The following is a 26,115-nucleotide window of genomic DNA, read 5'->3' on the forward strand; positions in this document are numbered from 1 at the left end:
GTCGCCTCCGCCGCCCAAGGAAACCGCATGAAATTCCGCTCCATCACCTTCGACCTCGACGGAACCCTGCTCGACACCGTTGCCGACCTGGCCGAGGCCTGCCGGCTGATGCTCGCCGAACTCGAGGCGCCGCCACGCAGCGAAGCCGAGATCCGCCGCTTCGTCGGGCGCGGCATGGTCGTTCTCGTCGAACGCTGCCTGACCTGGACAACGCCGCCCGACGCAGCGCTGCTGGCGCGCGGCATCGCTGCCTTCCAGCGCCACTATGCGACGGTCAACGGCCGCCTGGCGCAATTTTTCCCCGGCGTGCGCGAAGGCCTCGCCGCCTGGCAGGCGACCGGCCTGCCGCTGGCCGTGGTGACCAACAAGCCGGCCGCCTTCACCGGACCGCTGCTCGAACGCACCGGCATCGCCCATTACTTTTCCGCCGTCGTCTCCGGCGACACGACGCCCCACCGCAAACCGCATCCGGCACCGCTGCTGCACGCCTGCGCCGCCCTCGGCGTCGACCCGGCCGCCAACCTGCACATCGGCGATTCGAAACACGACATCGAAACCGCCCGCAACGCCGGCTGTGCCGTCTATTGCGTGCCCTACGGCTACAACGAGGGCGAGCCCCTGCGCGCCGCCGACTGCGACGCCCTCGTCGCCGACCTCGGCGTGGCGCTCAGGTTGGCGCACAGCGCCTGAGACCGGCGTCGGCAAATGAAAACAGCCACCCGCAGGTGGCTGTTGACGGTCGACCGTGAAAAAAGCCGAAAAACCGTTTATTTGACGATCTGGTTCAATTCGCCCCTGGCGTAACGCTCGGCCATCCGGTCCAGCGACAGCGGCTTGATCTTGCTCGCCTGGCCGGCGCAGCCGAAGGCTTCGAAGCGGGCGAGGCAGATCTTCTTGGCGGCTTCGCGGGCCGGCTTGAGGTAGTCGCGCGGGTCGAACTTGGACGGGTTCTCGAACAGGTAGCGACGGACCGCGCCGGTCATCGCCAGGCGGATGTCGGTGTCGATGTTGACCTTGCGCACGCCGTGCTTGATGCCCTTGACGATCTCCTCGACCGGCACGCCATAGGTTTCCTTCATGTCGCCGCCGAACTGGCGGATTTCCTCGAGCAGTTCCTGCGGCACGCTGGAGGAGCCGTGCATGACCAGGTGGGTGTTCGGGATGCGAGCGTGGATCTCGGCGATGCGGTCGATGGCGAGGATGTCGCCGGTCGGCTTCTTGGTGAACTTGTAGGCGCCGTGGCTGGTGCCGATGGCGATGGCGAGTGCGTCGCAGTTGGTCTGGCGGACGAAGTCGGCGGCCTGCTCGACGTCGGTCAGCAGCTGTTCGCGGGTCATCACGCCGTCGGCACCGTGGCCGTCTTCCTTGTCGCCCTTCATCGTTTCGAGCGAGCCGAGCACGCCCAGTTCGCCTTCGACCGAGACGCCGATGCTGTGCGCCAGTTCGGTCACCTTGCGGGTGACTTCGACGTTGTATTCATAGCTGGCGACGGTCTTGCCGTCGGCTTCCAGCGAGCCGTCCATCATCACCGACGAGAAGCCGGACTTGATCGCGGCCATGCACACCGCCGGGCTCTGGCCGTGATCCTGGTGCATCACCACCGGGATGTGCGGGTAGGCTTCGAGGGCGGCCAGGATCTGGTGGCGGAGGAAGGGTTCGCCGGCGTATTTGCGGGCGCCGGCCGAGGCCTGCATGATCACCGGGGCGTCGAGCTGGCTGGCCGCTTCCATGATCGCCCAGACCTGTTCCATGTTGTTGACGTTGAAGGCGGGCAGGCCGTAGTCGTGCTCGGCGGCATGGTCGAGCAGTTGGCGCAGGGAAACGAGCGGCATGGGAACTCCTGTGTTCGGTAAGTTTCGGGGTCAGCCCGGTATTTTATTACGGTTGGGTGCTCAGGTGATCGCCGACGCGGACGATCTTCAGGGTATTGGTACCGCCGATGCTGCCGATCGGCTCGCCGATGGTGAGCACGATCAGGTCGCCGAGTTCGACCACGCCGCGTTCGATGAGCAGGCTTTCGGCCTCGGCCAGCAGTTGCTCGCGCTCGGTGTGCTGCTGCTGCATCAGCAGCGGCCGGACTTCGCGGAACAGGGCCATGCGCGACAGCGCACCGGCATCCGGCGTCAGCGCGTAGATCGGCACGCCGCAGTTGAGCCGGCTCATCCACAGCGCGGTCGAGCCGGACTGGGTGAGCGAGGCGATGGCCTTGACCTTGAGGTGGTGCGCGGTCCAGATCGCGGCCATGGCGATCGACTGGTCGATGCGGGTGAATACGCGGTCGAGGAATTCGCGGTCGAGGGTGACCTCGCTCGAGCGTTCGGCCTCGACGCAGATGCGGGCCATCGACTCGACGGTCTCGACCGGGTACTTGCCGGCGGCGGTTTCGGCCGAGAGCATCACCGCGTCGGTGCCGTCGAGCACGGCGTTGGCCACGTCGGAGACTTCGGCGCGGGTCGGTACCGGCGAGTGGATCATCGATTCCATCATCTGCGTCGCGGTGATGGTCAGCTTGTTCTTGTCGCGCGCCATGCGGATCATCTTCTTCTGCAGCGCCGGCACGGCGGCGTCGCCGACCTCGACCGCGAGGTCGCCGCGGGCGACCATGACGCCGTCGGAGGCGTCGAGGATCTCGGCCATGTTGGTGACCGCTTCGACGCGTTCGATCTTGGCGATCAGCACCGCCTCGCTGCCGGCAGCGCGCAGCAGCTGGCGCGCCATGTACATGTCGGCGGCGCTCTTGGGGAAGGAGACGGCGACGAAATCGACGCCGATCTCGGCGGCGGTCTTGATGTCGTCCATGTCCTTGGCGGTCAGCGCCGGCGCGGTCAGGCCGCCGCCCTGGCGGTTGATCCCCTTGTTGTTCGACAGCTCGCCGCCGACCAGCACGCGGGTGTGGATTTCCGTGCCGCGGACGGCGTCGACCGTCAACTTCAGGCGGCCGTCGTCGAGCAGCAGGATGTCGCCGGGGCGGACGTCCCTGGGCAGGTCCTTGTAGTCGAGGCCGACCCGCTCCTGGTTGCCGAGCTTGCAGGCGGCGTCGAGGATGAAGGTATCGCCCTGGGCGAGCGCGATCTTGTTGTTCTCGAACTTGCCGACGCGGATCTTCGGTCCCTGCAGGTCGCCGAGGATGCCGACGACCCGGCCGTGCCTGGCGGCGGCGGCGCGGATGCCTTCGGCACGCGCCTTGTGGTCGGCGGCGCTGCCGTGCGAGAAGTTCATGCGGACGACGTCGACGCCGGCCTGGACCATGCGTTCGAGGACTTCCGGCGTCGACGACGCGGGGCCGAGGGTGGCGACGATCTTGGTATGGCGGGTCATGGTCTTTGTCTCGTGGTTTTAGGCCGGGTCGGCAGGCTCGCCGGCGTGTTTGCGAAAACGTTCTTCCATCTGCGTCAGCGGCAGGCCGAAGCGGAACTGCTGTTCGAACAGGCGCAGCAGCGGCAGCACCTGCAGGCCGGCCTGGCCCAGTTGGCCGGCTTCGCTGGCCTGGCGCAGCTGGGCCTGCAGGCGGGCGAAGGGGTCGTCGGCCGGCGGGTCGCAGGCAACGACCTGGCCGCCGGGCGTCTGCCGGGCCAGCTCGAGGCGCTGCAGCGCCAGGTTGATCAGCTGGGCGGCGCTGCGGCCGCGGTCGGCGGGCAGGCTGGCGATACCGGCGCTGACGCCGAGCTGCATGCGCTGCTCGCCGATCTGGATCGATTGCTCGCCGAGCGCCCGGCAGACGCGCTGGGCGAAGGCGGTGGCGGTGGCCAGGCTGGTGCCCGGCGAGACGATCACGTAGGCCGAGGCGCCGGCGTGGCCGATGCTGTCGTGGCGGCCGATCTTGCCGCGGACGACGCGGGCGATGCGCTCGCCGATCTCGAGCATGCTGCTTTCGCCGAAGCGCTCGCCGATGGCCTTTTCGTTCTCCAGGCCGAAGGCCAGCACGCAGGCCGGCGTCGCCTCGTCCTCGGCCATCCCGTCGCAGAGCTTGCGGCAGACCTTGGTCCGTGTCGCGAACGGCGCCGGCGGCGGGCTGCCGCCCTCGACCGGTTCGGCGATCTCGGCGGCGATGTCCCAGTTGACCAGGCGGCCGATGCGCTGGCGGATCTCGTTGCCGGCCATGCCGCGCACGATGAAGTCGCTGACGCCGCGGCCCTTGGCCTGTTCACGGTTGGGGGCGGTTTCGTCGCGCGAGATGAGGAGGAAGAAGGGAATGTCGGCGAGCCGGCGCAGGCGGTTGTCGCGCAGCCGGGAGAGCAGCTCGTAGCCGCTCGCCCGCTCCAGGTTGATGGCCGAGACGACGGCGACGATCGAGGCGTCGAGGACCAGCGTCTGCCAGGCCGATTCGCCGTCGCTTTCCTCGCGGATCTCGAAATCGTCGCGCAGGTGCTTGACCAGCGCCGTCCTCGCGACGCGCGACGGATCGGCGATCAGGATGCGCCGCTTCTCGGTCATCGGGCTCAGCTCGCGGCGCGCTCTTCGAGCACGGCGATGGCCGGCAGCGTCTTGCCCTCGAGGAATTCGAGGAAGGCACCGCCGCCGGTCGAGATGTAGCCGACATCGTCGGCGATGTGGAACTTGGCGATGGCGGCCAGGGTGTCGCCGCCGCCGGCGATCGAGAAGGCTTCCGAGTGGGCGATCGCCGAGGCCAGCATCTTGGTGCCGCCGGCGAACTGCGGCAGTTCGAAGACGCCGACCGGGCCGTTCCAGACGATGGTGCCGGCGTTGGCGACGATCTCGGCGAGCTTGACGGCGGTCTTCGGGCCGACGTCGAGGATGCGGTCGTGGGCGCCGACATCGTCGATCGAGATCTTGTTGGCGCGGGCCAGGGCCGAGACTTCGTCGGCGACGACGACGTCGGTCGGCAGTGGCACTTCGGCGCCGCGTTCCTTCATCATGTCCATGATCGCGTGCGCTTCCTTGACCAGGTCGGGCTCGGCCAGCGATTCGCCGATGCGCTTGCCGGAAGCGAGCAGGAAGGTGTTGGCGATGCCGCCACCGACGATCAGCTGGTCGACCTTGTCGGCCAGCGACTTGAGGATGGTCAGCTTGGACGACACCTTGGAACCGCCGACGATCGCCACCAGCGGCCGCTTCGGCGCGTGCAGGGCCTTGCCCAGGGCGTCGATCTCGGCGCCCATGAGCACGCCGGCGCAGGCCACCGGTGCGTACTTGGCCATGCCGTGGGTGGTCGCTTCGGCGCGGTGGGCGGTACCGAAGGCGTCATTGACGTAGATGTCGCAGAGCTTGGCCATCTTCTGGGCGAGCTCGTCGTTGTTCTTCTTCTCGCCCTTGTTGACGCGGCAGTTCTCGAGCAGGACGACCTCGCCCGGCTTGACCTCGAAGCCGCCGTCGACCCAGTCGGCGATCAGGCGCACCGGCTGGTGCAGCATCTGGCCGAGGCGCACGGCGACCGGCATCAGGCTGTCGTCGGGATTGAGCTCGCCTTCGGTCGGCCGGCCGAGGTGCGAGGTGACCATCACTGCCGCGCCCTTCTCCAGGCAGTAGCGGATCGACGGTAGCGAGGCGCGGATGCGGGTGTCTTCGGTGATGTTGCCGGCTTCGTCCTGCGGTACGTTGAGGTCGGCGCGGATGAAAACGCGTTTGCCGGATACATCGAGGTCGGTCAGCTTGATGACGTTCATGGTCTTCTCCAAGGGTTTATTGTCGGTAATCGGTCCAGCGGCTCGCCCAGTGGCCGGCAACGTCGATCAGCCGGTTGGCGAAGCCCCACTCGTTGTCGAACCAGACGAAGAGGTTGAGCAGGTGGCCGCCGGCGGCGCGCGTCTGGCTGCCGTCGACGATCGCCGAGTGCGGGTCGTGGTTGAAATCGATCGAGGCGTGTGCCGCTTCGGAATAGGCCAGCAGCCGCGCCAGCGGGCCGGCGGCAGCGTCGCGCAGGAGGCGGTTGGCGGCGGCCGCGTCGAGCGGCCGGCGGGTGGTCAGGGTCAGGTCGATGGCCGAGACGTTCAGCGTCGGCACGCGGATCGCCTTGGCGCTGACGCGCCCGGCCAGCCCCGGCAGCAGGCGTTCGACGCCGCGCGAAAGGCCGGTCGACACCGGGATGATCGACTGCATCGCCGAGCGCGTGCGGCGCAGGTCGGCGTGGTGGTAGCCGTCGATCAGCGGCTGGTCGTTCATCACCGAGTGCAGCGTCGTCAGCAGCACCTGCTCGAGGCCGCAGGCGCGGTCGAGCAGGTCGAGCACCGGCACCACCGCGTTGGTCGTGCACGAGCCGGCCGAGACCAGGCGCTCGCCGCCGTTCAGCGCGTCGAGGTTGACGCCGTTGACGATGGTCGCATCGACGTCGTCGGCCGAGTGGCCGGGGTGCGAGAGGAGCAGCCGGGGACAGCCGGCGGCGAGAAAACGCTCGAGTTCGGCGCGTCGACCGTAGACGCCCGAACATTCGACGAGCAGGTCGATGCCGAGGCTGGCCCAGTCCACGGCTTCCGGCGTCTCGGCGTGGCTGACGGCGATCTCGCGGCCGCCGACGCAAAGTCGGCCGGGGGCGGTTGAAACGCTGCCGGGAAAGCGGCCGTGGGTCGAGTCGTACTCGGTCAGGTAGGCCATGCTCGCCAGGTCGGCCGGTTCGTTGATGGCGACGACGGCGAGGCGGTCGCTGACGGTCGACGCCTGCAAAGCGCGCAAAAAGCAGCGACCGATGCGGCCATAGCCGTTGATGGCGAGACGAAGGGGCGAACGGGAGCCGGGCACGCAGTCCAACCGGAGAAGGAGAATGTCGGGATTTTACCGCGTTGCCGCCCGAAAACCGAGGGCTGGCGGCGTTGCCGACGGCATGGTCGCCGGCAATTCCTGCCGATTGCTGCCGCCATCCGCCGCCACAAGGCCGGAAATCGGCCGGCTGGGCGCGGGTACGCTCCTTGCATGATGGCGTCGTCGAAATTTTTCTGCGAGGACAGGATGAAGATCGCCAACGATTACATGGTCACCCCGGCGGGCGCGGTCGGCAGCGGCGGCGCGGCGCAGGCCGGCGATTTCGCGGCGGCGATGGCGCAGGCCCGCGCGGCCCGGCAGGCGGCCGAGGAGAGCACCGCCAGCAGCCAGGAGAAGCAGCCGCCAACCGAGGCCGAGCGCATCGCCGCGGCGCGCGAGGCACGCGCGGCGCTGCGCCAGGAGCTGGTCGATTTCCTGGAGAAACCGCTGGAGGTTCATCTGCGCGAGGCGGTGATGAAGGAAATGGGCATCACCGAGGAGGATCTCGCGGCGATGACGCCGACCGACCGCCTGGCGGCCGAGTCGATGATTGCCCAGAAGGTGCGCGAGCGGCTGCTCGAGCGCAAGGACGACGGCGAACGGGCGGCGACGGGTGAGACCACCCTGCAGGCCGGCAGCGAGGCGATCGCCGCGCCGGCGGTCGAATTCACCGCCGACCGCCTGGCCGAGATCATGACCAACAGCATGGCGATGGTCGGCCGCCAGGCCTGAAAAAGCCCCGGATCTTGCGGTCGACCGTGAAATCCGGGCAAAAATGCCGGCGCTTGCCGGTTCAGCCGCGATCGGGCGCCGCGGCCGGTTGCCGGCGCAGCTGGTGCAAGGCCTTGTCGAGCGCCGCGCGCAGGCGCGGGCTGTGCAGGCAGATACCGCCGAGGAGACCGATGACGGCGCCGAGCGTGGTGTCGAGAAAGCGCGCCTGCAGCAGCGGGCCGCTGTCGATCTGGCCGAGCTGCGCCGCTTCGGCAAGGAAGATGGTCAGCGGCGTGATGAAGATCACCGCCAGCCCGTAGTGGCGCACGACCAGGATCTCGATGGTGAAGGCCAGCAGCATCAGCAGCAAGGAAATGCGCCACGGATCGAGCGGCAGCATCAGCAGCGTCCAGGTCAGCAACAGCCCGACGGCGGTGCCGAGAATCCGGTGCACCTGTTTGCGCCAGACGGCGCGCAGGCTCATTCCCTGGATCACCGCCAGGCAGCTGACCGGCACCCAGTAAGGGCGTTCGAGTGCGAGCAGCTGGGCGGCAGCGAGCGCAAGCGCGACGAACAGCCCGATCAGGACGCTGTCGACGAGGATGCAGGCGAAGTCCGCCGGCACCGGTGTCGGGTTCGCCGGTGCTGCTTGCCGGCGCAGGCTGTGGATGGCGTGGGCGAAGGCGATCAGGCAGCCGAGCAGGCTGCCGAGCGTGATCAGGCCGACGAACAGCGGCACTTGCAGCAGGTCGATCGGGGCGTAGGCGCCGATCGCCGCGGCCATCACGAAAAACAGGCTGCCCGGAGGACCGATCCGGTAGAAGCGGCAGATCATCGTCACCAGGACGGTCAGCCCGCCGAGCAACGGCACCAGCAGGACAGGCAGGAAGTGCGCCGCCAGGCCGAAGGCGTAGCAGGCGCTGAGGCCGAAACTGCAGGCCATCAGTTGCAGCATCCGGTGCGCCAGCGCGCTGTCCGGCGCATACAGGAAGACCAGGCCGCCGAGCGAGGCCGTCAGCCCGTAATCCATGCGCCCGAACCAGGCGCCGATGAACAGTGGCAGGCCGCTGGCCAGTGCCGCACATAAAGGCATCGGCCAACGCCGGTCGCTCGGCGCGATGGCGCCGAGGTCGCGGAGTTCGGCCTGGACCCGGTGACCAATCCGCTGCCAGCGTTGTCGGTTGTGCATGCTCGATCCGTCTGCGTTAACGTAAAACCGCCGGGCAGGCCGGCGGTTTTGTCATGTCGGTCCGGGGACCGGTTTACTTGGCAGCCATCCAGGCGCGGGCGGCGTCGAGCATGCGGCAGGAGTAGCCCCACTCGTTGTCGTACCAGGCCAGCACCTTGACCAGCGTCGAGCCGTCTTCGGCCTTGAGGACGCGCGTCTGCGTCGCGTCGAAGGTCGAGGAGACGGTGGTGTGGTTGAAGTCGGACGACACCAGCGGCTCGGTATTCACCGCCATGATGCCCTTGAGCGGGCCGTTGGCCGCCTTGGTCATCAGTTCGTTGATCTCTTCCTTGGTGGTGGCGCGCTCGGCGGTGAAGGTCAGGTCAACGAGGGAGACGTTGATCGTCGGCACGCGCAGCGCGAAGCCGTCGAACTTGCCGACCAGTTGCGGCAGCACCAAGCCGACGGCCTTGGCCGCGCCGGTCTTGGTCGGGATGATGTTGGCGGCAGCGGCGCGGGCGCGGCGCAGGTCCTTGTGGCGGACGTCGACGGTGACCTGGTCGTTGGTGTAGGCGTGCACCGTGGTCATCAGGCCGGACTTGATGCCGATGGCGTCGGACAGCACCTTGGCCACCGGGGCCAGGCAGTTGGTGGTGCACGAGGCGTTGGAGACGACGCTCATGGCCTGGGTCAGGATGCCTTCGTTGACGCCCATGACGATGGTGCCGTCGACGTCGTCGCCGCCCGGGGCTGAGATCAGCACGCGCTTGGCGCCCTGTTCGAGCAGCGCCTGGGCCTTGGCCTTGGAGGTGTAGGCGCCGGTGCATTCGAGCAGGACGTCGACGCCGTGGTCGGCCCAGTTGATGTCCTTGGGGTTCTTGGTCGAGTAGAAGGCGATCTTCTTGCCGTCGATGATGATGCAGTTCTCACCTTCGGTTTCGACGGAGGTGCCGAAGCGGCCGTGCGTCGTGTCGTACTTCAGCAGGTGGGCGTTGGTCGCCAGGTCGCCGGAGGCGTTGATGGCGACGACGTCGAACTCGTTCTGCAGGCCCTGCTCGTAGATCGCGCGCAGCGTGCAGCGACCGATGCGACCGAAACCGTTGATTGCAACCTTGATAGCCATGGATGTTTTTCCTCTTTGCGTTGGTATTCGTGATCAGGACAGCAGTGCTTTCGCCGTCGCGACGACGTTGCCGACGGTGAAGCCGAACAGGTCGAACAGCTGGCCGGCCGGTGCCGATTCGCCGAAGCGGTCGATACCGATCACCGCGCCATGCAGGCCGACGTACTTGCGCCAGAAATCCGGGTGCGCCGCTTCGATGGCGATGCGCTTCTTGCAGCTGCCGAGGACCGAAGCCTTGTACTCGTCGCTCTGGCGGTCGAAGACGTTGGTGCAGGGCATCGAGACGACGCGTGCGGCGATGCCTTCGTTGGCCAGTGCGGCCTGGGCGTCGAGCGCCAGCTTGACTTCGGAGCCGGTGGCGATCAGCGTCACCTGGGCGTCGGCGTTCTCGGCCAGCACGTAGCCGCCCTTGGCGATGTCGGCGTCGGCGGCATTCTGCGTCACGGTCGGCAGGTTCTGCCGCGACAGGGCGAGCAGGCTCGGCCCGGTTTTACGGTCGACCGCGGAAATCCAGGCAATTGCGGTTTCCGTCGCGTCGGCCGGACGCCACACATCGAGGTTCGGGATGATGCGCATCGACGGGATGTGCTCGACCGGCTGGTGCGTCGGGCCGTCTTCGCCGAGGCCGATGGAGTCATGGGTGTAGACCATGATCTGGCGCTGCTTCATCAGCGCCGCCATGCGGATGCCGTTGCGCGCGTAGTCGGAGAAGACGAGGAAGGTGGCGGTGTAGGGAATCAGGCCGCCGTGCAGCGCGATGCCGTTGGCGATCGCGGTCATGCCGAATTCGCGCACGCCGTAGTAGCAGTAGTTGCCGCCTTCGGTGCGGGTGACGCCCTTGCTGCCCTTGACGAAGGTCAGGTTGGAGCCGGCCAGGTCGGCCGAGCCGCCGAAGATTTCCGGAATCGCCGGAACCAGCGCGGCGATGGCGTTCTGCGAGGCCTTGCGGGTGGCGATGTTCTCGGCCTTGTCGCGGCAGGCCTGCAGGTAGGCGGCCTTGGTCGCTGCCCAGGTGGCCGGCAATTCGCCCTTGATCACGCGGCGCTCGAATTCGGCGGCCAGTTCGGGGAATTCGGCCTGGTACTTGGCGAAACGGCGTTGCCAGTTTTCCTCGAAGGCGGCGCCGCGGACCTTGCCGTTCCAGGCGGCGTAGACCTCGCCCGGGATTTCGAAGGCCGGATGATTCCAGCCGATGTAGGCGCGGGCGGCGGCGATTTCATCCTTGCCCAGCGGCGCGCCGTGGCAGTCGTGGCTGCCCTGCTTGTTCGGCGAGCCGGCGCCGATCACGGTGCGGCAGCAGATCAGGCTGGGCTTGTCGGTCACCGCCTTGGCGGCGAGCAGGGCGCGCTCGATGGCTTCCGGGTCATGCCCGTCGACATTGGGCACGACGTGCCAGCCGTAGGCTTCGAAGCGCTTCGGCGTGTCGTCGGTGAACCAGCCTTCGACGTGGCCGTCGATCGAGATGCCGTTATCGTCCCAGAAGGCGATCAGCTTGCCCAGGCCGAGCGTGCCGGCGAGCGAGCAGGCTTCGTGCGAGACGCCTTCCATCAGGCAGCCGTCGCCGAGGAAGGTGTAGGTGTGGTGATTGACGATGTCGTGGCCGGGGCGGTTGAACTCGGCGGCGAGCACCTTCTCGGCCAGCGCGAAGCCGACGGCGTTGGTGATGCCCTGGCCGAGCGGCCCGGTGGTCGTCTCGACGCCCGGCGTGTAGCCGTACTCCGGATGGCCCGGCGTCCTGGCGTGCAGCTGGCGGAAGTTCTTCAGGTCGTCGATGCTGACGTCGTAGCCGGTCAGGTGCAGCAGCGCGTAGATCAGCATCGAGCCATGGCCGTTCGAGAGCACGAAGCGGTCGCGGTCGGGCCACGCCGGATTCGCCGGATTGTGGCGCAGGTGGCGACGCCACAGCACCTCGGCGATTTCGGCCATGCCCATCGGGGCACCCGGGTGACCGGAGTTGGCCTGTTGCACGGCATCCATGGCCAAGGCGCGGATGGCGCCGGTCAGGGGATTGAATTTGGGAGGGATGCTGACGCTCATGATCCGGAAATCCAGCCTGCTGAAAAGCTGGAATTATCGGCGAAAAGCACTGTTTTGGATAGGCTTGTGCCGCCGCCGGGCGAGTCCGGAAGACGTCCGCACCAGGCGGGGCGGACGTCTGCGCGGGCGCTCAGGCTGCGTGGTAGGCGCTGACGCGCTCGACTTCCTGTTTCGAGCCGAGGATCACCGGGACGCGCTGGTGCAGGCTGTCGGGGACGATCTCGAGGATGCGCTGGCGACCGGTGGTGGCGGCGCCGCCGGCCTGCTCGACGAGCAGTGCCATCGGGTTGGCTTCGTACATCAGGCGCAGCTTGCCGCCCTTGTCGCGGACCTTTTCGTCCATCGGGTACATGAAGATGCCGCCCCGGGTCATGATCCGGTGCACGTCGGCAACCATCGAGGCCACCCAGCGCATGTTGTAGTCCTTGCCTAGGGGGCCGGTCCGGCCGGCGACCATCTCGTCGACATAACGCTTGACCGGCGCTTCCCAGAAACGCTGGTTCGACATGTTGATTGCGAATTCCCTGGTTTCGACCGGGATCTGCACGTTTTCCTGGGTCAGCACGAACTGGCCCTGTTCGCGGTCGAGCGTGAACACTGCGACGCCGTCGCCGACGGTGAGGACGAGCAGGGTCGTCGGGCCATACACCGCGTAGCCGGCTGCGACCTGGGCGGTGCCCGGTTGCAGGAAGGCGGCTTCGGCCGCTTCGGGGGTGCTCAGGTCGGCGCCGTCCGGGCATTTCAGCACCGAGAAGATGGTCCCGATCGAAACGTTGACGTCGATGTTCGACGAGCCGTCGAGCGGGTCGAAGGTGAGCAGGTACTCGCCCTTGGGGAAGCGGTGCGGGACCAGGTGGGGCAGGTCCATTTCCTCGGAGGCCATGGCTGCCAGGTGGCCGCCCCATTCGTTGGCTTCAAGCAGGATTTCGTTGGAGAGGACGTCGAGCTTCTTCTGCGCCTCGCCCTGGACGTTGTCGCTGCCGGCTTCGCCGAGGACGCCGCCGAGGCCGCCCTTGCCGATGGCGATCGAGATCGCCTGGCAGGCGCGCGACACGACTTCGATCAGGAACTTGAGGTTGGACGGGATGCGGCCCTTGTTGCGGTGCTCTTCGGTCAGATAGCGAGCCAGCGTGCGCTGTGCCATGGAAACTCCGGACGGGAAAATGGAAAAAAGGGATTTTACTCCGCCCGCTCGGCGGCGTGCAGGAAGGCGAAGGCGCCGGCGTTGTTCAGCGGTTTGCTGAACAGGTAGCCCTGGACCTCGTCGCAGCCGTTGCTGCGCAGCAGCTCGAGCTGGTCCTCGGTCTCGACGCCTTCGGCGATGACGTTGAGGCCGAGCGAATGGGCGAGTGCGATGGTGCCGAAGGCGATCGCCCGGTCGTTGAGGTCGTGCTCGATGTCGCGGACGAAGGAGCGGTCGATCTTCAGGTGGTCGATCGGGAACAGCTTGAGGTAGGCGAGCGACGAATAGCCGGTGCCGAAGTCGTCGATCGCCAGGCTGATGCCCATGCGGCCGAGGCGCTGCAGGATGTGGATGGCTTCCTGCGGGTTTTCCATCACCGAGCTTTCGGTGATTTCGAGTTCGAGCAACTCGGCCGGCAGGCCGGATTCGGCGAGCGCGCCGGCGACCGTTTCGCAGAAATCACGGCGGCGCAACTGGCGGGCCGAGACGTTGACGGCAACGCGCAGCGGCGGCAGGCCACTGTCGATCCAGTGCTTCATCTCGCGGCAGGCGGTGAGCATGACCCAGTCGCCGATCTCGACGATCATCCCGGTTTCCTCGGCGACCGGGATGAAGCGGTCGGGCGAGATCATGCCGTCGACCGGGTGGTGCCAGCGCAGCAGGGCTTCGACGCCGGTCGGCCGCGATCCGTCGGCGCGGAACTGCGGCTGGTACACCAGGGCCAGTTCGTTGCGGCTGATCGCGTGGCGCAGCTTGCGTTCGATGTCCAGGCGCTCGGTGGCGATCTGGTTCATGTCGGCGGCGAAGAACTGGTAGTTGTTCCGGCCGGCCGACTTGGCGTGGTACATCGCGGTGTCGGCGTTCTTCAGGATGCTGTCGCCGTCGGCGCCGTCGTCGGGGAAGAGGCTGATGCCGATCGACGGGCTGGTGTGCAGTTCGTGGCCTTCGGCCTCGATCGGCGTGCTCAGCGCGTTGACGATCTTGCTGGCGACCAGCGCGGCGTCGCCCGGGTTGGCGATGCCGGGCAGGATGACGACGAACTCGTCACCGCCGAGGCGGGCCACGAAATCGGTTTCGCGGACGACGCCGGACAGCCGACAGGCGACCTCGCGCAGCATCTCGTCGCCGACCTGGTGGCCGAGCGTGTCGTTGATGATCTTGAAGCGGTCGAGGTCGATGAACATGATCCCGACCTTCCATTCGTGCCGGCGTGCTTCCGGCAGCAGCTGGCCGAGGCGCATCAGCAGCGCCAGCCGGTTGGGCAGGCCGGTCAGCGAGTCGTGCTGGGCGATGTGCTGCATCCGCGCTTCGGCTTCCTTGCGCTCGGTGATGTCGGCGAAGATCCAGATGTAGTGGCGGGGCAGGTTGTTGCCGCTGTCCTCGACGCGGTTGACGCGCAGGCTGGCGGGGAAGCTCTGGCCATCGTGGCGGCGCATCGCGATCTCGCCGCGCCAGCTGCCGTGAAGGACCAGGCTGGCGTGCAGCTGTTCGCGCTTCCACAGGTCGTCGGCCTGGATCAGGTCGAGCACCGAGGCGCCGCAGAGCTCGTCGGCACTGCGCACGGTCATGCCGGTCGCGGCCGGGTTGACCGAAAGGATCCGGTGGTTTTCGTCGCTGACGACGATGCCGGCCGGCGTGTGGTTGAACACCACCTGTGCCAGCTGTTCGCGTTCGGCGCTGGCGCGGCGCTCGCTGACGTCGGTATAGACGGTGACGATGCTGCCGTCGTCGAGCGGCACGCCGCGGACGTCGAGGGTCTGGCCGTTCGGCCGGGTGCGTTCGAAATGGTGGGCGACCGGGTGGCGGGCGCGGGCCAGCAGCGCCCGGACGATCGATTCCGGATCGCCCGGGCCGTATTCGCCGCGCTCGGCGTTGTAGCGGAAGATCGCCTCGATGGTCGTCGGTGGCTTGGCGAACAGTTGCTCGGGCAGGTCGAGCAGCTTGAGGAACTCGCGGTTGTGCAGCAGCAGGTTGAGCTTGCTGTCGAACAGCGTCACCGCGCAGGGAATTGCTTCGATCACCGTCTCCAGCAGGGCGTGCTGGTGGCGCAGTTCCTCCTCAGCGGTCTTGCGCTCGGTGATGTCGGTATAGGTAGTGATGAAGCCGGCGAGCACCCCGTCGATCAGCAGCGGTTCGCCATGGACCAGGTGGGTGCGGCCGCCCGGCCGGGTGCGTTCGAAGCGGTGCGGCTGGAAAGCCATTGCCAGCGCATTGAGGCGCTCGACGTGGTGTTCCGGATCACCCGGCCCGTATTCGCCACGCTGCGCCGGTATCCGTACCAGGTCGGCGAAGCTGACGCCATCGACGACCAGCCCGGGTGGCAGATCGAGCATTTCGATGAACTCGTCGTTCCACACGCGCAGGCGCAGCGCTTCGTCAAAGACGCTGATGCCCTGCGGCAGGCTGGAAACCACTGCCTGCAGGTAGGCGAGGCGCCGCCGCGAATCGTCGGGAGCGGAGTTGGGCGTGTCGATGTTCACGTCAGTGGCGGATTGGCGGATGTCGGGTCAATGATAGCCGAATGGCATGGTCAGGTTTCAGGTCTCGCGCCACTTGATCGAGCAGCCGATCGACGCGTGCTGATCTGACGGTCCACGCCCGGTTTCGGCAATTTTTCGCAGGGCCGCGAAAAGTTCGCGCGGGGCGTCGGCCGGTGCCGGGTTTTTGCCCGAGGCGTCGAGTCGACCGCGATATTGCAGGGTGAGCCCGGCGTTGTAGCCGAAGAAGTCGGGCGTGCACACCGCGCCGTAGGCACGGGCGACCGACTGGTCGGCATCGAGCAGGTAGGGAAAGGGGAAGTCGAGCTCCCTGGCCCAGCGTTGCATGTTGGGAAAGGCGTCGTCGGGATAGGCTTCGGTATCGTTGCTCATGATCGCCGCGCAACCGATGCCGAGCCCCTGCAACTCGCGGCAGTCGCGGAGCAGGCGGTCGATGATCGCGCGGACGTAGGGGCAGTGGTTGCAGATGAACATCACCAGCAGCCCGTTCGGGCCGCGGCAGTCGGCCAGCGTCCAGATCCTGCTGTCGGTGCCGGGGAGCGAAAAATCGATGGCCGGCCGGCCGAATTCGCAGACCGGCGGATTGAGTGCGACCATGATCCTCCCTTCGACAACGTGTTTCACCGCATAATAGCATCGATGAATCTGCCCCGTTTCTATTGCCGGGAGGCCCTTTCGCCGGGCGCCCACGTCGAGTTGCCCGAGCCGGTTGCCCGCCACGCCGTGCGCGTCCTGCGCCTGCCGCCGGGGGCGCCGATGGTGCTGTTCGACGGCCGTGGTGGCGAATACCTGGCGCACATCGAGCGCATCGAGAAAAACCGCGTTTTCGCCGAGCTGGCCGACTGGCGCGACGTCGAGCGCGAATCGCGGCTGGCGGTGACGCTGGTGCAGGCGCTGCAGGCCGGCGACAAGATGGATTTCACGATCCAGAAGGCGGTCGAGCTCGGTGTCCGCGACATCGTTCCGGTCGACAGCCGGCGCAGCGTGCTCAAGCTGGCCGGCGACCGTGCCGGCAAGCGCGTTGCCCACTGGCAGGGCGTTGCCGCCTCGGCCTGCGAGCAATGCGGGCGCAACCAGGTGCCGCTGGTGGCGCCGCTCGAGCGCCTGGAGCAGTGGCTGGCGCGGCCGGCCGACGGCGGCCTGCGCCTGATGCTGGCGCCGGATGCCGAGGAAACGCTGGCCGACCTGGTGCCGGCGACGCGGGTGCAGTTGCTGATCGGGGCCGAAGGGGGGCTCGATCCGCAGGAAATGATCGCGGCGCGGCAGGCCGGATTCCGGGCGGTACGCCTGGGGCCGCGCGTGCTGCGCACGGAAACGGCAGGGCTGGCGGCGCTGGCGGCGTTGCAGGCGCTCTGGGGGGATTTCAGGGAGGGGTAGAAGATGTTCGAATCGGCGGAACTCGGTCACGAGATCGACAAGGAAACGTTCAAGCAGGAGGTGCCCAAGCTGCGCGCGGCGCTGCTCGACGTCCAGTACGACGTCCTGCAGAAGAAGGAATTCCCGGTGGTCATCCTGATTTCCGGGGTCGACGGCAGCGGCAAGGGCGAAACCATCAACCTGCTCTACTCATGGATGGACCCGCGTCACATCTCGACGCTGGCCTTTTCCGCGCCGAGCGACGAGGAGGCCGAGCGGCCGGCGATGTGGCGCTACTGGCGCGCCCTGCCGGCCAAGGGCAAGGTCGGCATCTTCGCCGGGTCGTGGTATTCGCAGCCGATCGCCGATCGCATCACCGGCGCGTTGCGCCGTTCCGAACTCGACGAGCGACTCGACGACATCAACCGCTTCGAGGCAATGCTGGTCAACGAGGGGGCGCTGGTCCTCAAGTTCTGGTTCCACCTTTCGAAGGACGGCCAGAAAAAGCGCCTCAAGGCGCTCGAGAAGGACCCGCGCACTGCCTGGCGGGTGACCCAGGAAAGCTACGACCGCCTGAAGACCTACGACAAGCTGCAGGATGTCGCCGGGCACGTGCTGCGCGTCACCAATACCGCCAAGGCGCCGTGGATCATCGTCGAGGGCACCGACGACGCCTACCGTTCGCTGACGGTCGGCCGGATCGTCCTCGACGCCATGCAGCGCCGTCTGCAGCAGCCCCTGCAGCAGGTACCGGTGGCGCCGCCGATCGTGCATCCGATCGACCGCAAGAACGTGCTCAGCGAACTCGACCTCGACCAGAAGCTGGGTAAGAAGGACTACGAAAGCCAGCTGGCGAAGTACCAGTCGCGCCTGTCCGAACTGGTCCGCGACCCGCGCTTCACCGAGCACCATTCGCTGGTGCTGGTCTTCGAGGGCTCCGACGCGGCCGGCAAGGGCGGCAGCATCCGCCGCGTCGGCGCGGCGATGGATGCCCGTCAGTACCAGATCGTCCCGATCGCTGCGCCGACCGAGGAAGAGCGCGCCCAGCCCTACCTCTGGCGCTTCTGGCGCCACCTGCCGCGCACCGGCCGGGCGACCATCTTCGACCGATCCTGGTATGGGCGGGTGCTCGTCGAGCGGGTCGAGGGGTTCTGTTCCGAGGCCGACTGGCTGCGCGCCTACGCCGAGATCAACGACTTCGAGCACCAGCTGGTCGAGGCCGGCGCCGTCGTCGTCAAGTTCTGGCTGCAGATTTCCGCCGACGAACAGCTGCGTCGCTTCAAGGAGCGCCAGGACACCGAGTTCAAGCGCTTCAAGATCACCGACGAGGACTGGCGCAACCGCGAGAAATGGGACCAGTACGTCGCCGCCGTCTGCGACATGGTCGACCGGACCTCGACCGGCCTGGCGCCGTGGACCCTGGTCGAAGCCAACGACAAGAACTTTGCCCGCGTGAAGGTGCTGAAGACCGTCTGCGAGCGTCTCGAAGCCGCCCTCAAGGGCGCAGGAAAAAAGAACTGACATGAGCGACACGCCGTACGACGACCACTTCGTCTCCTGGTTCCGGGCCGTCACGCCCTACATCAACGCCTTCCGCGGCAAGACCTTCGTCATCGCCTTCGGCGGCAAGGCGATCGCCAGCGAGTTCATCAAGACGCTGGCCTACGACGTCAACCTGCTGGCCAGCCTGGGCATCCGCCTGGTGCTGGTGCACGGGGCGCGGCCGCAGATCGAGGAAGAGCTGCGCGAGAAGAACCTGGAGTCGCGATACCACCGCGGCTATCGCATCACCGATGCGGAGACCCTCGACTGCGTGCTCGACGCGGTCGGCAGCGTGTACCTCGAGATCGAGGCGATGCTGTCGCAGGGGCTGCCCAACACGCCGATGGCCAACAGCCGGATCCGCGTGATCGGCGGCAATTTCATCACCGGCCAGCCGATCGGCGTGCTCGACGGGATCGACATGCACTACGCCGGCAAGGTGCGCAAGGTCGACAGCGAGGGCATCAACGCCCAGCTCGGCTTGGGCAACATCGTGCTGCTCAACTGCGAGGGGCCGTCGCCGACCGGCGAGATCTTCAACCTGCAGATGGAAGAGGTCGCCGAGGCGATCGCCGTCGCGATCAAGGCCGACAAGCTCGTCTATCTCACCGACAGCCGTGGCGTTACCGACGAATCCGGCGAGCTGCTCGACGCGGTGACCGCCGACGAGGCCTCGCAGCTGCTGCGCGACGCCGGCTGGCTGAGCAACGACATCATGCGCTACCTGCCCTGCGCGGTGCGGGCCAGCCGCGTCGGCGTCGGCCGTGTGCACCTGATCGGCTACACCCAGGACGGCGCGCTGCTGCGCGAGCTGTTCACCCACGACGGCGTCGGCACCGTGGTCACCCGCGAATCGCTGGAAAACATCCGCGAGGCCAAGCCCGACGACATCGCCGCGCTGATCGCCCTGATCGAGCCGATGGAGCAGGAGGGCATCCTCGTGCACCGGCCGCGCGAGCTGCTCGAGCGCGAGATCGAGCAGTTCTCGATCATGCTCCACGACGGCATCATCGTCGGCTGCGCCGCGCTCTACCAGCACTCGCCCGAGGAGGCCGAGCTGGCCTGCCTGGCGGTCAGCCCCGAGCACCGCGAATGGGGCTACGGCGAGCAACTGATGGAGCGCATCGTCCGCCGCGCCAAGAAAGCCGGGATCAAGCGCCTGTGCGTGCTGACCACGCGCACCGAACACTGGTTCGTCGAGCGCGGTTTCAAGCTGGGCACGGTCGACGACCTGCCGGCGGCAAAAAAGGAGATGTACAACTACCAGCGGCGTTCGAAGGTCCTGTTCAAGACCTTATAATGCGGCGAAGTCTTTCCACGGAGTAACACATGGCACGTACCGTCAATTGCATCAAGCTCGGCCGCGAGGCCGAAGGCCTCGACCTGCCGCCCTATCCCGGCGCGCTCGGCCAGCGCATCTTCGAGAATGTCTCGAAGGAAGCCTGGCAGCAGTGGATCAAGCTGCAGACGATGATCATCAACGAGAATCGCCTCAACCTGGTCGATGCCCGCCACCGCAAGTACCTCGCCGAACAGGTCGAGAAGCACTTCTTCGGCGACGGTGCCGACCAGATCCAGGGCTACGTGCCGCCGCAGTCCTGAGCCGGCGACGACGCAAAAGCAAGGCCCCCGCCGCGGCGGGGGCCTCGTCGTTTACGGCGTGCGCTTCAGTAGCGGAAGTGACCGATCGCGTAGAGGACGATGCCGGCACTCGGCAGCAGCACGCCGCCCAGCCATAGCCAGGCCAGGCGGATGGCGTTGTCGATGCTGGCGCTGTCGCCCTCGAGTTCGCTGGGTGCCAGCCAGGTATCGCCGTTGCCGGTGGCGAGCCTGAGTCTGGCGGTGTCGTGGTGCTGCTGGTGGGCGCTTGCTTGCATGCACGGCTCCTTTTGTCATGTCCCTGTTGGCATGGCGATGATATACCGGATGCGTTTTTTGGCAATGACGAAGCGATTTTTTTCCGCTTTCAGGCCGCCCGTTCGAGCAGCCAGGCCACCACCAGGCCGCCGCTGACGGCCAGCGTCGCCGACCACAGGCCGGCCTGCTTGAGGCGCAGCAGTTGTTCGTCGAGAAACTGTTCCATGCCGTCGAACAGTTCGGGAAAGCTGGCGATGTCGCGCTGCTTGTTCATGCTTGGCTCCAGTGTCAGAGGGTTTTGCCGAGGCGCTGCAGCAGGTTCCAGGCGGCCTGGCGCTGGCTCGTCTCGTGGTTGATGCGGGTTTGTTGCCGGCCGAAGGCGTCGCGACTCTGGCGGTCAAGGCGGGCCGCCTCGATGCTGCGCACGCAGCGCCAGCGATGGCCGGCGCGGGTCGGATAGAGGCGCATCTGGTCGCGCGGGTGATGCACCCGGCAGCAATAGCAGTACTGCAGGTCGTCGGTCATCGCAGGCGTCGTCGTCATGGTCGTGGACAGGGCGTTGCAGGCGCTGCCAGCATGCCGCCCCTTGATTACATCGACATGACAGCGGCGATGGTCGTGGCGCCGGGTGTCACCGAACTGAAACATGCGCCGCCTAAACTGGGTTTCCCGTATCCGTTTCCCCGGCCGCCATCCATGCTCTCCCTGATCGACAACGAAACCGCCGAACTGCGCGACATCCTCGCGCGCGGCCTGCTGGTGCCCGTCTTCCAGCCGATCGTCGATTTCCGGGCGCGGGCGGTGTTCGGCTACGAAGCGCTGATCCGCGGCCCGGAAGGCAGCCGGCTGCATGCGCCCGACGCCCTCTTCGCCGCCGCCAAGCGCGCCGGGCTCGGTCTGGCGCTCGAGCACGCCTGCCGCGAGGCCAGCCTGCGCGGTTTCGCCGGCCAGGCCCTGGTCGGCCGCCTGTTCCTCAACGTCACCCCGGGTTGCCTGCTCGATCCGCTGCTGATGAACGGACACACCCAGTCCTTGCTGCGCGAGCTTGGCCTGCCGGCCAACCGGATTGTCCTCGAGCTGACCGAGAACCAGCAGATCACCGACCTGCCGGGCATCCAGGAGGCCCTGCTGCACTACCGCGGGCGCGGCTTCCAGATCGCCATCGACGATCTCGGCGAGGGCTTTGCCAACCTGCGCATGTGGTCGGACCTGCGTCCGGAGTTCGTCAAGATCGACAAGCACTTCGTGCGCGGCATCGCCGACGACCGGATCAAGTACCACTTCGTCCGCGCCATGCAGGATCTGGCCGAGATCTGCAATGCCTCGCTGGTTGCCGAGGGGATCGAGTCGGTCGAGGATTTCAACTGCATCCGCGACATGGGTATCGCCTGCGGCCAGGGTTTCTTCATCGCCAAGCCGGCGGTGACGCCGCCGCGCCAGCTGCCGCAGACGGTTGCCGGCGCGCTCGACCAGCGCCGGGTCTCGGTGACGCCGCTGGCCGCCGGGCCGGGCAAGCTGCCGACGGCGCGGACCCTGCTGCGACCGATCGAGCCGTTGCCGCACACCGCCACCAACGATGTCGCGATCGCCCGTTTCGAAGCCGATCCCGAGCTCTATGTGCTGCCTGTGGTCAATGGCGGCCAGCCGGTCGGCATGCTCAACCGGCACAGCCTGATCGACCGCTTTGCCAGGCCGTTCCGGCGCGAGCTCTATGGCAGCAAGAGCTGCGAGCTGTTCATGGATCACGCGCCGCTGATCGTCGACCAGCAGGCGAGCATCCAGGAACTGGCGCTGATGCTGGCGCTGGCGCCCAAGCACTACCTCTACGACGGCTTCATCGTCACCGGCGACGGGCGCTACCTCGGTGTCGGCAGCAGCCAGGACCTGATGGGCACGATCACCGAGATGCAGATCAGCGCCGCCCGCTACGCCAATCCGCTGACCCAGCTGCCGGGCAACGTGCCGATCAACGAGCACATCGACCGGATGCTCACCGCCGATGCCGAGTTCGTCGCCGCCTACATCGATATCGACAACTTCAAGCCGTTCAACGACAACTTCGGCTACCGGCGCGGCGACGACCTGATCCAGACGCTCGGCCAGCTGGTCTGCGAGGCCGTCGATCCGCGCAACGACTTCGTCGGGCACATCGGCGGCGACGACTTCTTCGTCGTTTTCCAGAGCCACGACTGGGAAATGCGCTGCTGGCAGCTGGTGCGCGGCTTCGCCGAGCGCATGGAGGCGATGATCGCGCCCGAGGAGCGTGCGCAGGGCGGCTACATGGCCGAAAACCGGCGCGGCGAGCTTGGCTTCCAGAGCCTGCCGACCTTGTCGATCGGCGCCGTGCGCGTTGGCGCCGGGCATTTCGAGTCGCATCGCGAAGTCGCCGCCGCCGCCTCGGTGGCCAAGAAGCAGGCCAAGAAACGGGCCAAGGAACCGGGCGGCGTCATCGGCGGCAGCGTCTTCATCGAGCGCCGCCGGCCGAATGTCGACGGTGGCGGCCCGGTCGTTCGCCAGCTCAACTGAAACGCTTTTTGCCTGGATTTGACGGTCGACCGTCGAATCCAGGCAAAAAAGCACCCGGCCGCAGCCGGGTTGAAAGGAAGAGAGACGGGGTTGGTCCTGTCGCTCAGGCGGCGTTGCGGCTGCGCCGCCGCGGCGCGCGCGGCTCGCCGAGCGCGGCCGAGAGCTGGCGCATCTCGAGGCTGGCCTGTTCGACCCCCTCGATGGCGGCGGCATTGATTTCCTGAAGTGTCTTCTCGGCGCCGACCAGCGTCTTGCGCAGCGCACCGAGCGCGAGCTCGGCCTCGGGCGGGCTGTTTTTCTCGGCGTGGCGAAGGCTGGCGAAGACGATTTCGTCGATCACCCGGATCTGTCCTTCGCTGGTCCGCAGCAGCGCTTTCTGGGTATCGCCGACGATCGCCCAGGTGCCCTCGAGCAGTTCGCTGCTGCGGGCCAGTGCATCGAGCCAGAGGCTGGCGGGAAAGCGGGTCAGCGATTCGACCTGGCCGTGGCCGAGCGCCGACCAGTGGCGGCTGCCCTGCTCGATGCTGGCGCGGCCGGTGGCGGCGAGCAGTTCGTTGAGGCGCTGGCCGCCGTGGAGCAGGCTGGCCGAAAGGCCGAGCAGGTGGTTCAGCGCGTGTTCGCGGCTGGCGGCGATTTCCTGAGCGGACAAGAACATGGGGCGCTCCCGGCGATTGAGTCCGGCCAGCCTAGCGCCCCGATGTGACAGGCCGATGACTCAGCCGATGCGGCGTACCCCGGTGTCGGTGCCGAGCAGCAGCAGGTCGGCCGGGCGCATCGCGAACAGGCCGTTGGTGACGACGCCGACGATCTGGTTGATCTGCGCTTCCAGCCCCTTGGGATCGCTGATCGAGAGACCGCGGACATCGAGGATCAGGTTGCCGTTGTCGGTGACGAAGCCTTCGCGCAGCACCGGCGTGCCGCCGAGCTTGGTCAGCTGGCGGGCGACGTGGGCGCGGGCCATGGGGATGACCTCGACCGGCAGCGGGAACTTGCCCATGGTGTCGACCAGCTTCGAGCCATCGGCGATGCAGACGAAGCGCTCGGCGACCGCGGCGACGATCTTCTCGCGCGTCAGCGCGCCGCCGCCGCCCTTGATCATGTTCAGGCCGGCGTCGATCTCGTCGGCGCCATCGACGTAGATCGGGATGCAATCGACGTCGTTGAGGTCGAGCACGGCGATGCCGTGGCTCTCGAGGCGCTTGCGCGTCGCCTCCGAACTGGCGACGGCGCCGCGGTAGCGGTCCTTGTGCGCGGCCAGCGCATCGATGAAGAAGTTGGCGGTCGACCCCGTGCCGACGCCAATAATCGCGCCGGCCGGCGCCTGTTCGGCGACATGGTCGGCCGCCGCCTGGGCGACCGCCTGCTTGAGTTCGTCCTGGGTCATGGCAATTCTCCGTGAATGGTGTTGGCGCGCATTTTACCTGTCAAAAAACTTTAATCTTGTGACAGCGAGGAATCGCTAAACTGCGCATACCGTTTTCATGGGAGAGCAGTGATGACCGACAGCAAGCAGGCGCCCAAGCGCCAACCGGCGAAACCCGCCACCCGCCAGCCCGCCGCCAAGCCGGCAGCCAAGCCCGTTGCCAAGCCGGCACCGGCCGCCAAGGCCGCCGCGCCGGCGACCGTTGCCGCCACCGTCCGGGCACGCTCGCCGCGCAAGGCCCCGGCCGTCGCCGAGACGGTTGCCCGGCACCAGAAGGAACTCGCCGCCGCGCTCGAGAAGGCCGAGGCGATCAGCTACGAGCCGGCGCCGGCGGCGAAGGCCAAGCCGGCCAAGGCAAGCAAGCCGGCCAAGGTCAAGAAGGCCAAGCTGGTACGCGACAGCTACGCCATGCCCGAGGCCGAATACGCCCAGATCGCGGTGCTCAAGAAACGCCTCGGCGCGCTCGGCAGCGAGATCAAGAAGAGCGAACTGCTGCGCGCCGGCATCGCCGCGCTGGCGGCACTCAACGACACCGAACTGAAGGCGGTGACCGACCGCGTCGAACGCATCAAGACCGGCCGGCCGAGCAAGAAGTGATCGGTGCGGGCGATCCCGTTCGCCCGCTGGTGCAGCCCCAGGACGCCGGACGGGGCTGCCTAGAGCCAGCTCTCGATCCTGGTCCGATCCGGGACGCCGCCGGCGTGCACCACCTTGCCGTCGACAACCACGCCGGGCGTCGACATCACGCCGTATTTCATGATTTCCGGCAAATCCTCGATTTTCGTGATGTTGACCGCAACATTGCGCTCGCTAGCGACTTCCTCGATCAGCTTGACCGTGGTGCGGCAGTTGGCGCAGCCGGTACCGAGTACCTTGATGTCCTTCATGGCATCTCTCCTTAAAGAATGAAGTTGAACAGGTAGCCGACGATGACGATGCCGCTGGCGACGATGGCGGCATAGATGGCGATCAGCTTCAGCTTGAGCGCCTTCCTCAGGATGATCATTTCCGGCAATGACAAGGCGACCACGCTCATCATGAACGCGAGCAGCGTGCCCATCGCCGCGCCTTTGCCGTAAAGCGCCTCGACGATGGGAATGACGCCGGCGGTATTGGTGTACATCGGCACGCCGATGCCGACTGCTGCCGGCACCGCCCACCAGGCATCCTTGCCCATCAGCGTCGCCATCAGTTCCTGCGGTACGTAGCCGTGGATGCCGGCACCGATGGCGATGCCGACCATCACGTAAGGCCAGACGCGGCCGACGATTTCCTTGACGCTGGCCCAGGCCGAGGCGAAGCGTTCGGGCCAGGTCGGCGTGGCCATTTCGATGTCCAGCGCACCGTTCTGCTGGATGACGACGACCCAGTCTTCGAGCAGGTGCTCCAGATCCATCCGTGCCAGGATCATGCCGGCGCTGACTGCCAACGCGATGCCGAAGCCGAAATACAGCGCCGCCACTTTCCAGCCAAACATCGCGAACAGCATGACAACGGCGATCTGGTCGATCATTGGCGCTGCGACCAGGAAAGTCAGCGTGATGCCGAGCGGCACACCGGCCGACAGGAAGCCGATGAACAGCGGCACTGCGGAGCATGAGCAGAACGGCGTCACCGCGCCGAGCAGGGCCGCCAGCAGGTAGTTGACCGAGGCTGCGCGGCCGGCCAGCAGCGCCCGCGTACGTTCCGGCGTGAAGAAGGTATGGACGATGCCCATGACGAAAACGACGCCGGTCAGCAGCAACAGGACTTTCGGCGTGTCGTAGAAGAAGAAATGCAGTGCCTCGCCCAAGCGGGTGCTGCGGTCGAAACCGAGCAGGCCGATGATCCGGTCGGCGAATTCGACCAGATGGCTGTAGCTGGCAATCCACAGCACCGCGCCGAGCGTGATCAGGGCCAGCCAGGCGGGGCTGCGGGTCGGTGGAAGCAGGCGGAAGGCGGACATGGTTTTTCCCGGAAATGCGTGGTCGACCGTGAAGACGGACGAACCGGGAAAAA

General features: G+C 67.0%; 26 protein-coding genes. 8 read left to right on the top strand and 18 right to left on the bottom strand.

Features of this window, described 5'->3' with window-relative positions; genetic code table 11:
* Positions 1-27 precede the first annotated feature (27 nt).
* Positions 28-690, top strand: a complete 663-nt coding sequence (locus tag DFR40_RS01980) for a phosphoglycolate phosphatase (protein WP_121456822.1) — start codon at positions 28-30, stop codon at positions 688-690.
* A gap of 77 nt (positions 691-767) precedes the next feature.
* Here the strand turns inward: DFR40_RS01980 and fba are convergent, their stop codons facing one another.
* Genes fba through DFR40_RS02005 form a run of 5 tightly spaced genes read right to left on the bottom strand, consistent with a single transcriptional unit; the run spans position 768 to position 6,693 of the window.
* Positions 768-1,832, bottom strand: a complete 1,065-nt coding sequence (gene fba, locus DFR40_RS01985; protein ID WP_121456823.1) for a class II fructose-bisphosphate aldolase — start codon at positions 1,830-1,832, stop codon at positions 768-770.
* Positions 1,833-1,878: 46 nt separating this feature from the next.
* Positions 1,879-3,318: a pyruvate kinase gene (gene pyk, locus DFR40_RS01990; protein WP_121456824.1), complete on the bottom strand. Its 1,440-nt coding sequence runs from the start codon at positions 3,316-3,318 to the stop codon at positions 1,879-1,881.
* 18 nt (positions 3,319-3,336) lie between these two features.
* Positions 3,337-4,434: a diguanylate cyclase gene (locus tag DFR40_RS01995; RefSeq protein WP_121456825.1), complete on the bottom strand. Its 1,098-nt coding sequence runs from the start codon at positions 4,432-4,434 to the stop codon at positions 3,337-3,339.
* Positions 4,435-4,439: 5 nt separating this feature from the next.
* Entirely contained in the window at positions 4,440-5,624 is a 1,185-nt protein-coding gene (locus DFR40_RS02000) for a phosphoglycerate kinase (RefSeq protein WP_121456826.1), read from the bottom strand.
* A 16-nt stretch (positions 5,625-5,640) separates the two neighbouring features.
* Positions 5,641-6,693: a type I glyceraldehyde-3-phosphate dehydrogenase gene (locus DFR40_RS02005; RefSeq protein WP_121456878.1), complete on the bottom strand. Its 1,053-nt coding sequence runs from the start codon at positions 6,691-6,693 to the stop codon at positions 5,641-5,643.
* A gap of 207 nt (positions 6,694-6,900) precedes the next feature.
* Between DFR40_RS02005 and DFR40_RS02010 the strand changes: the two genes are divergently transcribed.
* Positions 6,901-7,425 (top strand): hypothetical protein, encoded by a 525-nt coding sequence (locus DFR40_RS02010; protein ID WP_121456827.1) that lies wholly within the window; start codon positions 6,901-6,903, stop codon positions 7,423-7,425.
* Positions 7,426-7,486: 61 nt separating this feature from the next.
* Here DFR40_RS02010 and DFR40_RS02015 read toward each other — a convergent pair whose 3' ends face one another.
* The 6 genes from DFR40_RS02015 to DFR40_RS02040 form a co-directional block, all read right to left on the bottom strand.
* A complete protein-coding gene (locus DFR40_RS02015; RefSeq protein WP_121456828.1) occupies positions 7,487-8,593 on the bottom strand; it encodes an FUSC family protein in 1,107 nt (368 codons plus the stop codon).
* 73 nt (positions 8,594-8,666) lie between these two features.
* Positions 8,667-9,695 (bottom strand): type I glyceraldehyde-3-phosphate dehydrogenase, encoded by a 1,029-nt coding sequence (gene gap / locus DFR40_RS02020; RefSeq protein WP_121456829.1) that lies wholly within the window; start codon positions 9,693-9,695, stop codon positions 8,667-8,669.
* Positions 9,696-9,728: 33 nt separating this feature from the next.
* Entirely contained in the window at positions 9,729-11,732 is a 2,004-nt protein-coding gene (gene tkt, locus DFR40_RS02025; protein WP_121456830.1) for a transketolase, read from the bottom strand.
* Positions 11,733-11,862: 130 nt separating this feature from the next.
* Positions 11,863-12,876, bottom strand: coding sequence for a class 1 fructose-bisphosphatase (locus DFR40_RS02030; protein ID WP_121456831.1), 1,014 nt, complete (start codon positions 12,874-12,876; stop codon positions 11,863-11,865).
* A 35-nt stretch (positions 12,877-12,911) separates the two neighbouring features.
* Positions 12,912-15,395: an EAL domain-containing protein gene (locus tag DFR40_RS02035; protein ID WP_245985575.1), complete on the bottom strand. Its 2,484-nt coding sequence runs from the start codon at positions 15,393-15,395 to the stop codon at positions 12,912-12,914.
* 57 nt (positions 15,396-15,452) lie between these two features.
* Entirely contained in the window at positions 15,453-16,010 is a 558-nt protein-coding gene (locus DFR40_RS02040; protein WP_121456832.1) for a thioredoxin family protein, read from the bottom strand.
* A 42-nt stretch (positions 16,011-16,052) separates the two neighbouring features.
* On the opposite strand from DFR40_RS02040, the gene DFR40_RS02045 reads away from it, so the two are divergent.
* Genes DFR40_RS02045 through DFR40_RS02060 form a run of 4 tightly spaced genes read left to right on the top strand, consistent with a single transcriptional unit; the run spans position 16,053 to position 19,913 of the window.
* Positions 16,053-16,790, top strand: coding sequence for a 16S rRNA (uracil(1498)-N(3))-methyltransferase (locus DFR40_RS02045; protein ID WP_121456833.1), 738 nt, complete (start codon positions 16,053-16,055; stop codon positions 16,788-16,790).
* Positions 16,791-16,793: 3 nt separating this feature from the next.
* Positions 16,794-18,290 (top strand): polyphosphate:AMP phosphotransferase, encoded by a 1,497-nt coding sequence (gene pap, locus DFR40_RS02050; protein WP_121456834.1) that lies wholly within the window; start codon positions 16,794-16,796, stop codon positions 18,288-18,290.
* A 1-nt stretch (position 18,291) separates the two neighbouring features.
* Positions 18,292-19,611, top strand: coding sequence for an amino-acid N-acetyltransferase (argA, locus tag DFR40_RS02055; RefSeq protein ID WP_121456835.1), 1,320 nt, complete (start codon positions 18,292-18,294; stop codon positions 19,609-19,611).
* Between the two features lie 29 nt (positions 19,612-19,640).
* Positions 19,641-19,913, top strand: coding sequence for an oxidative damage protection protein (locus DFR40_RS02060; RefSeq protein ID WP_121456836.1), 273 nt, complete (start codon positions 19,641-19,643; stop codon positions 19,911-19,913).
* Positions 19,914-19,978: 65 nt separating this feature from the next.
* On the opposite strand, the gene DFR40_RS02065 is transcribed toward DFR40_RS02060, so the two are convergent.
* From DFR40_RS02065 to DFR40_RS02070, 3 genes are all read right to left on the bottom strand, one after another.
* Entirely contained in the window at positions 19,979-20,188 is a 210-nt protein-coding gene (locus tag DFR40_RS02065; protein ID WP_121456837.1) for a hypothetical protein, read from the bottom strand.
* 89 nt (positions 20,189-20,277) lie between these two features.
* Positions 20,278-20,442 carry a hypothetical protein gene (locus tag DFR40_RS17100; protein WP_170160136.1) on the bottom strand — a complete coding sequence of 55 codons (165 nt, stop codon included), beginning with the start codon at positions 20,440-20,442 and terminating at the stop codon, positions 20,278-20,280.
* A 14-nt stretch (positions 20,443-20,456) separates the two neighbouring features.
* Positions 20,457-20,816, bottom strand: coding sequence for a hypothetical protein (locus DFR40_RS02070; protein WP_245985576.1), 360 nt, complete (start codon positions 20,814-20,816; stop codon positions 20,457-20,459).
* Between the two features lie 48 nt (positions 20,817-20,864).
* Between DFR40_RS02070 and DFR40_RS02075 the strand changes: the two genes are divergently transcribed.
* Positions 20,865-22,694 (top strand): GGDEF domain-containing protein, encoded by a 1,830-nt coding sequence (locus DFR40_RS02075; protein ID WP_121456838.1) that lies wholly within the window; start codon positions 20,865-20,867, stop codon positions 22,692-22,694.
* Positions 22,695-22,797: 103 nt separating this feature from the next.
* Here the strand turns inward: DFR40_RS02075 and DFR40_RS02080 are convergent, their stop codons facing one another.
* The gene (locus DFR40_RS02080; RefSeq protein ID WP_121456839.1) at positions 22,798-23,349 is read right to left on the bottom strand and encodes a hypothetical protein; all 552 of its coding nucleotides are present in this window, start codon (positions 23,347-23,349) and stop codon (positions 22,798-22,800) included.
* Positions 23,350-23,409: 60 nt separating this feature from the next.
* Complete coding sequence (gene rpiA / locus DFR40_RS02085; protein ID WP_121456840.1) at positions 23,410-24,078, bottom strand: ribose-5-phosphate isomerase RpiA; 669 nt, start codon at positions 24,076-24,078, stop codon at positions 23,410-23,412.
* A 111-nt stretch (positions 24,079-24,189) separates the two neighbouring features.
* Between rpiA and DFR40_RS17105 the strand changes: the two genes are divergently transcribed.
* The gene (locus DFR40_RS17105; protein ID WP_170160137.1) at positions 24,190-24,714 is read left to right on the top strand and encodes a hypothetical protein; all 525 of its coding nucleotides are present in this window, start codon (positions 24,190-24,192) and stop codon (positions 24,712-24,714) included.
* Between the two features lie 59 nt (positions 24,715-24,773).
* Here the strand turns inward: DFR40_RS17105 and DFR40_RS02100 are convergent, their stop codons facing one another.
* Positions 24,774-25,004 (bottom strand): thioredoxin family protein, encoded by a 231-nt coding sequence (locus tag DFR40_RS02100; protein ID WP_121456843.1) that lies wholly within the window; start codon positions 25,002-25,004, stop codon positions 24,774-24,776.
* An 11-nt stretch (positions 25,005-25,015) separates the two neighbouring features.
* Complete coding sequence (locus DFR40_RS02105; RefSeq protein ID WP_121456844.1) at positions 25,016-26,062, bottom strand: permease; 1,047 nt, start codon at positions 26,060-26,062, stop codon at positions 25,016-25,018.
* Between the last annotated feature and the right edge of the window lie 53 nt (positions 26,063-26,115).

It is taken from the genome of Azonexus fungiphilus (assembly GCF_003634965.1).
Lineage (GTDB): Bacteria > Pseudomonadota > Gammaproteobacteria > Burkholderiales > Rhodocyclaceae > Azonexus > Azonexus fungiphilus.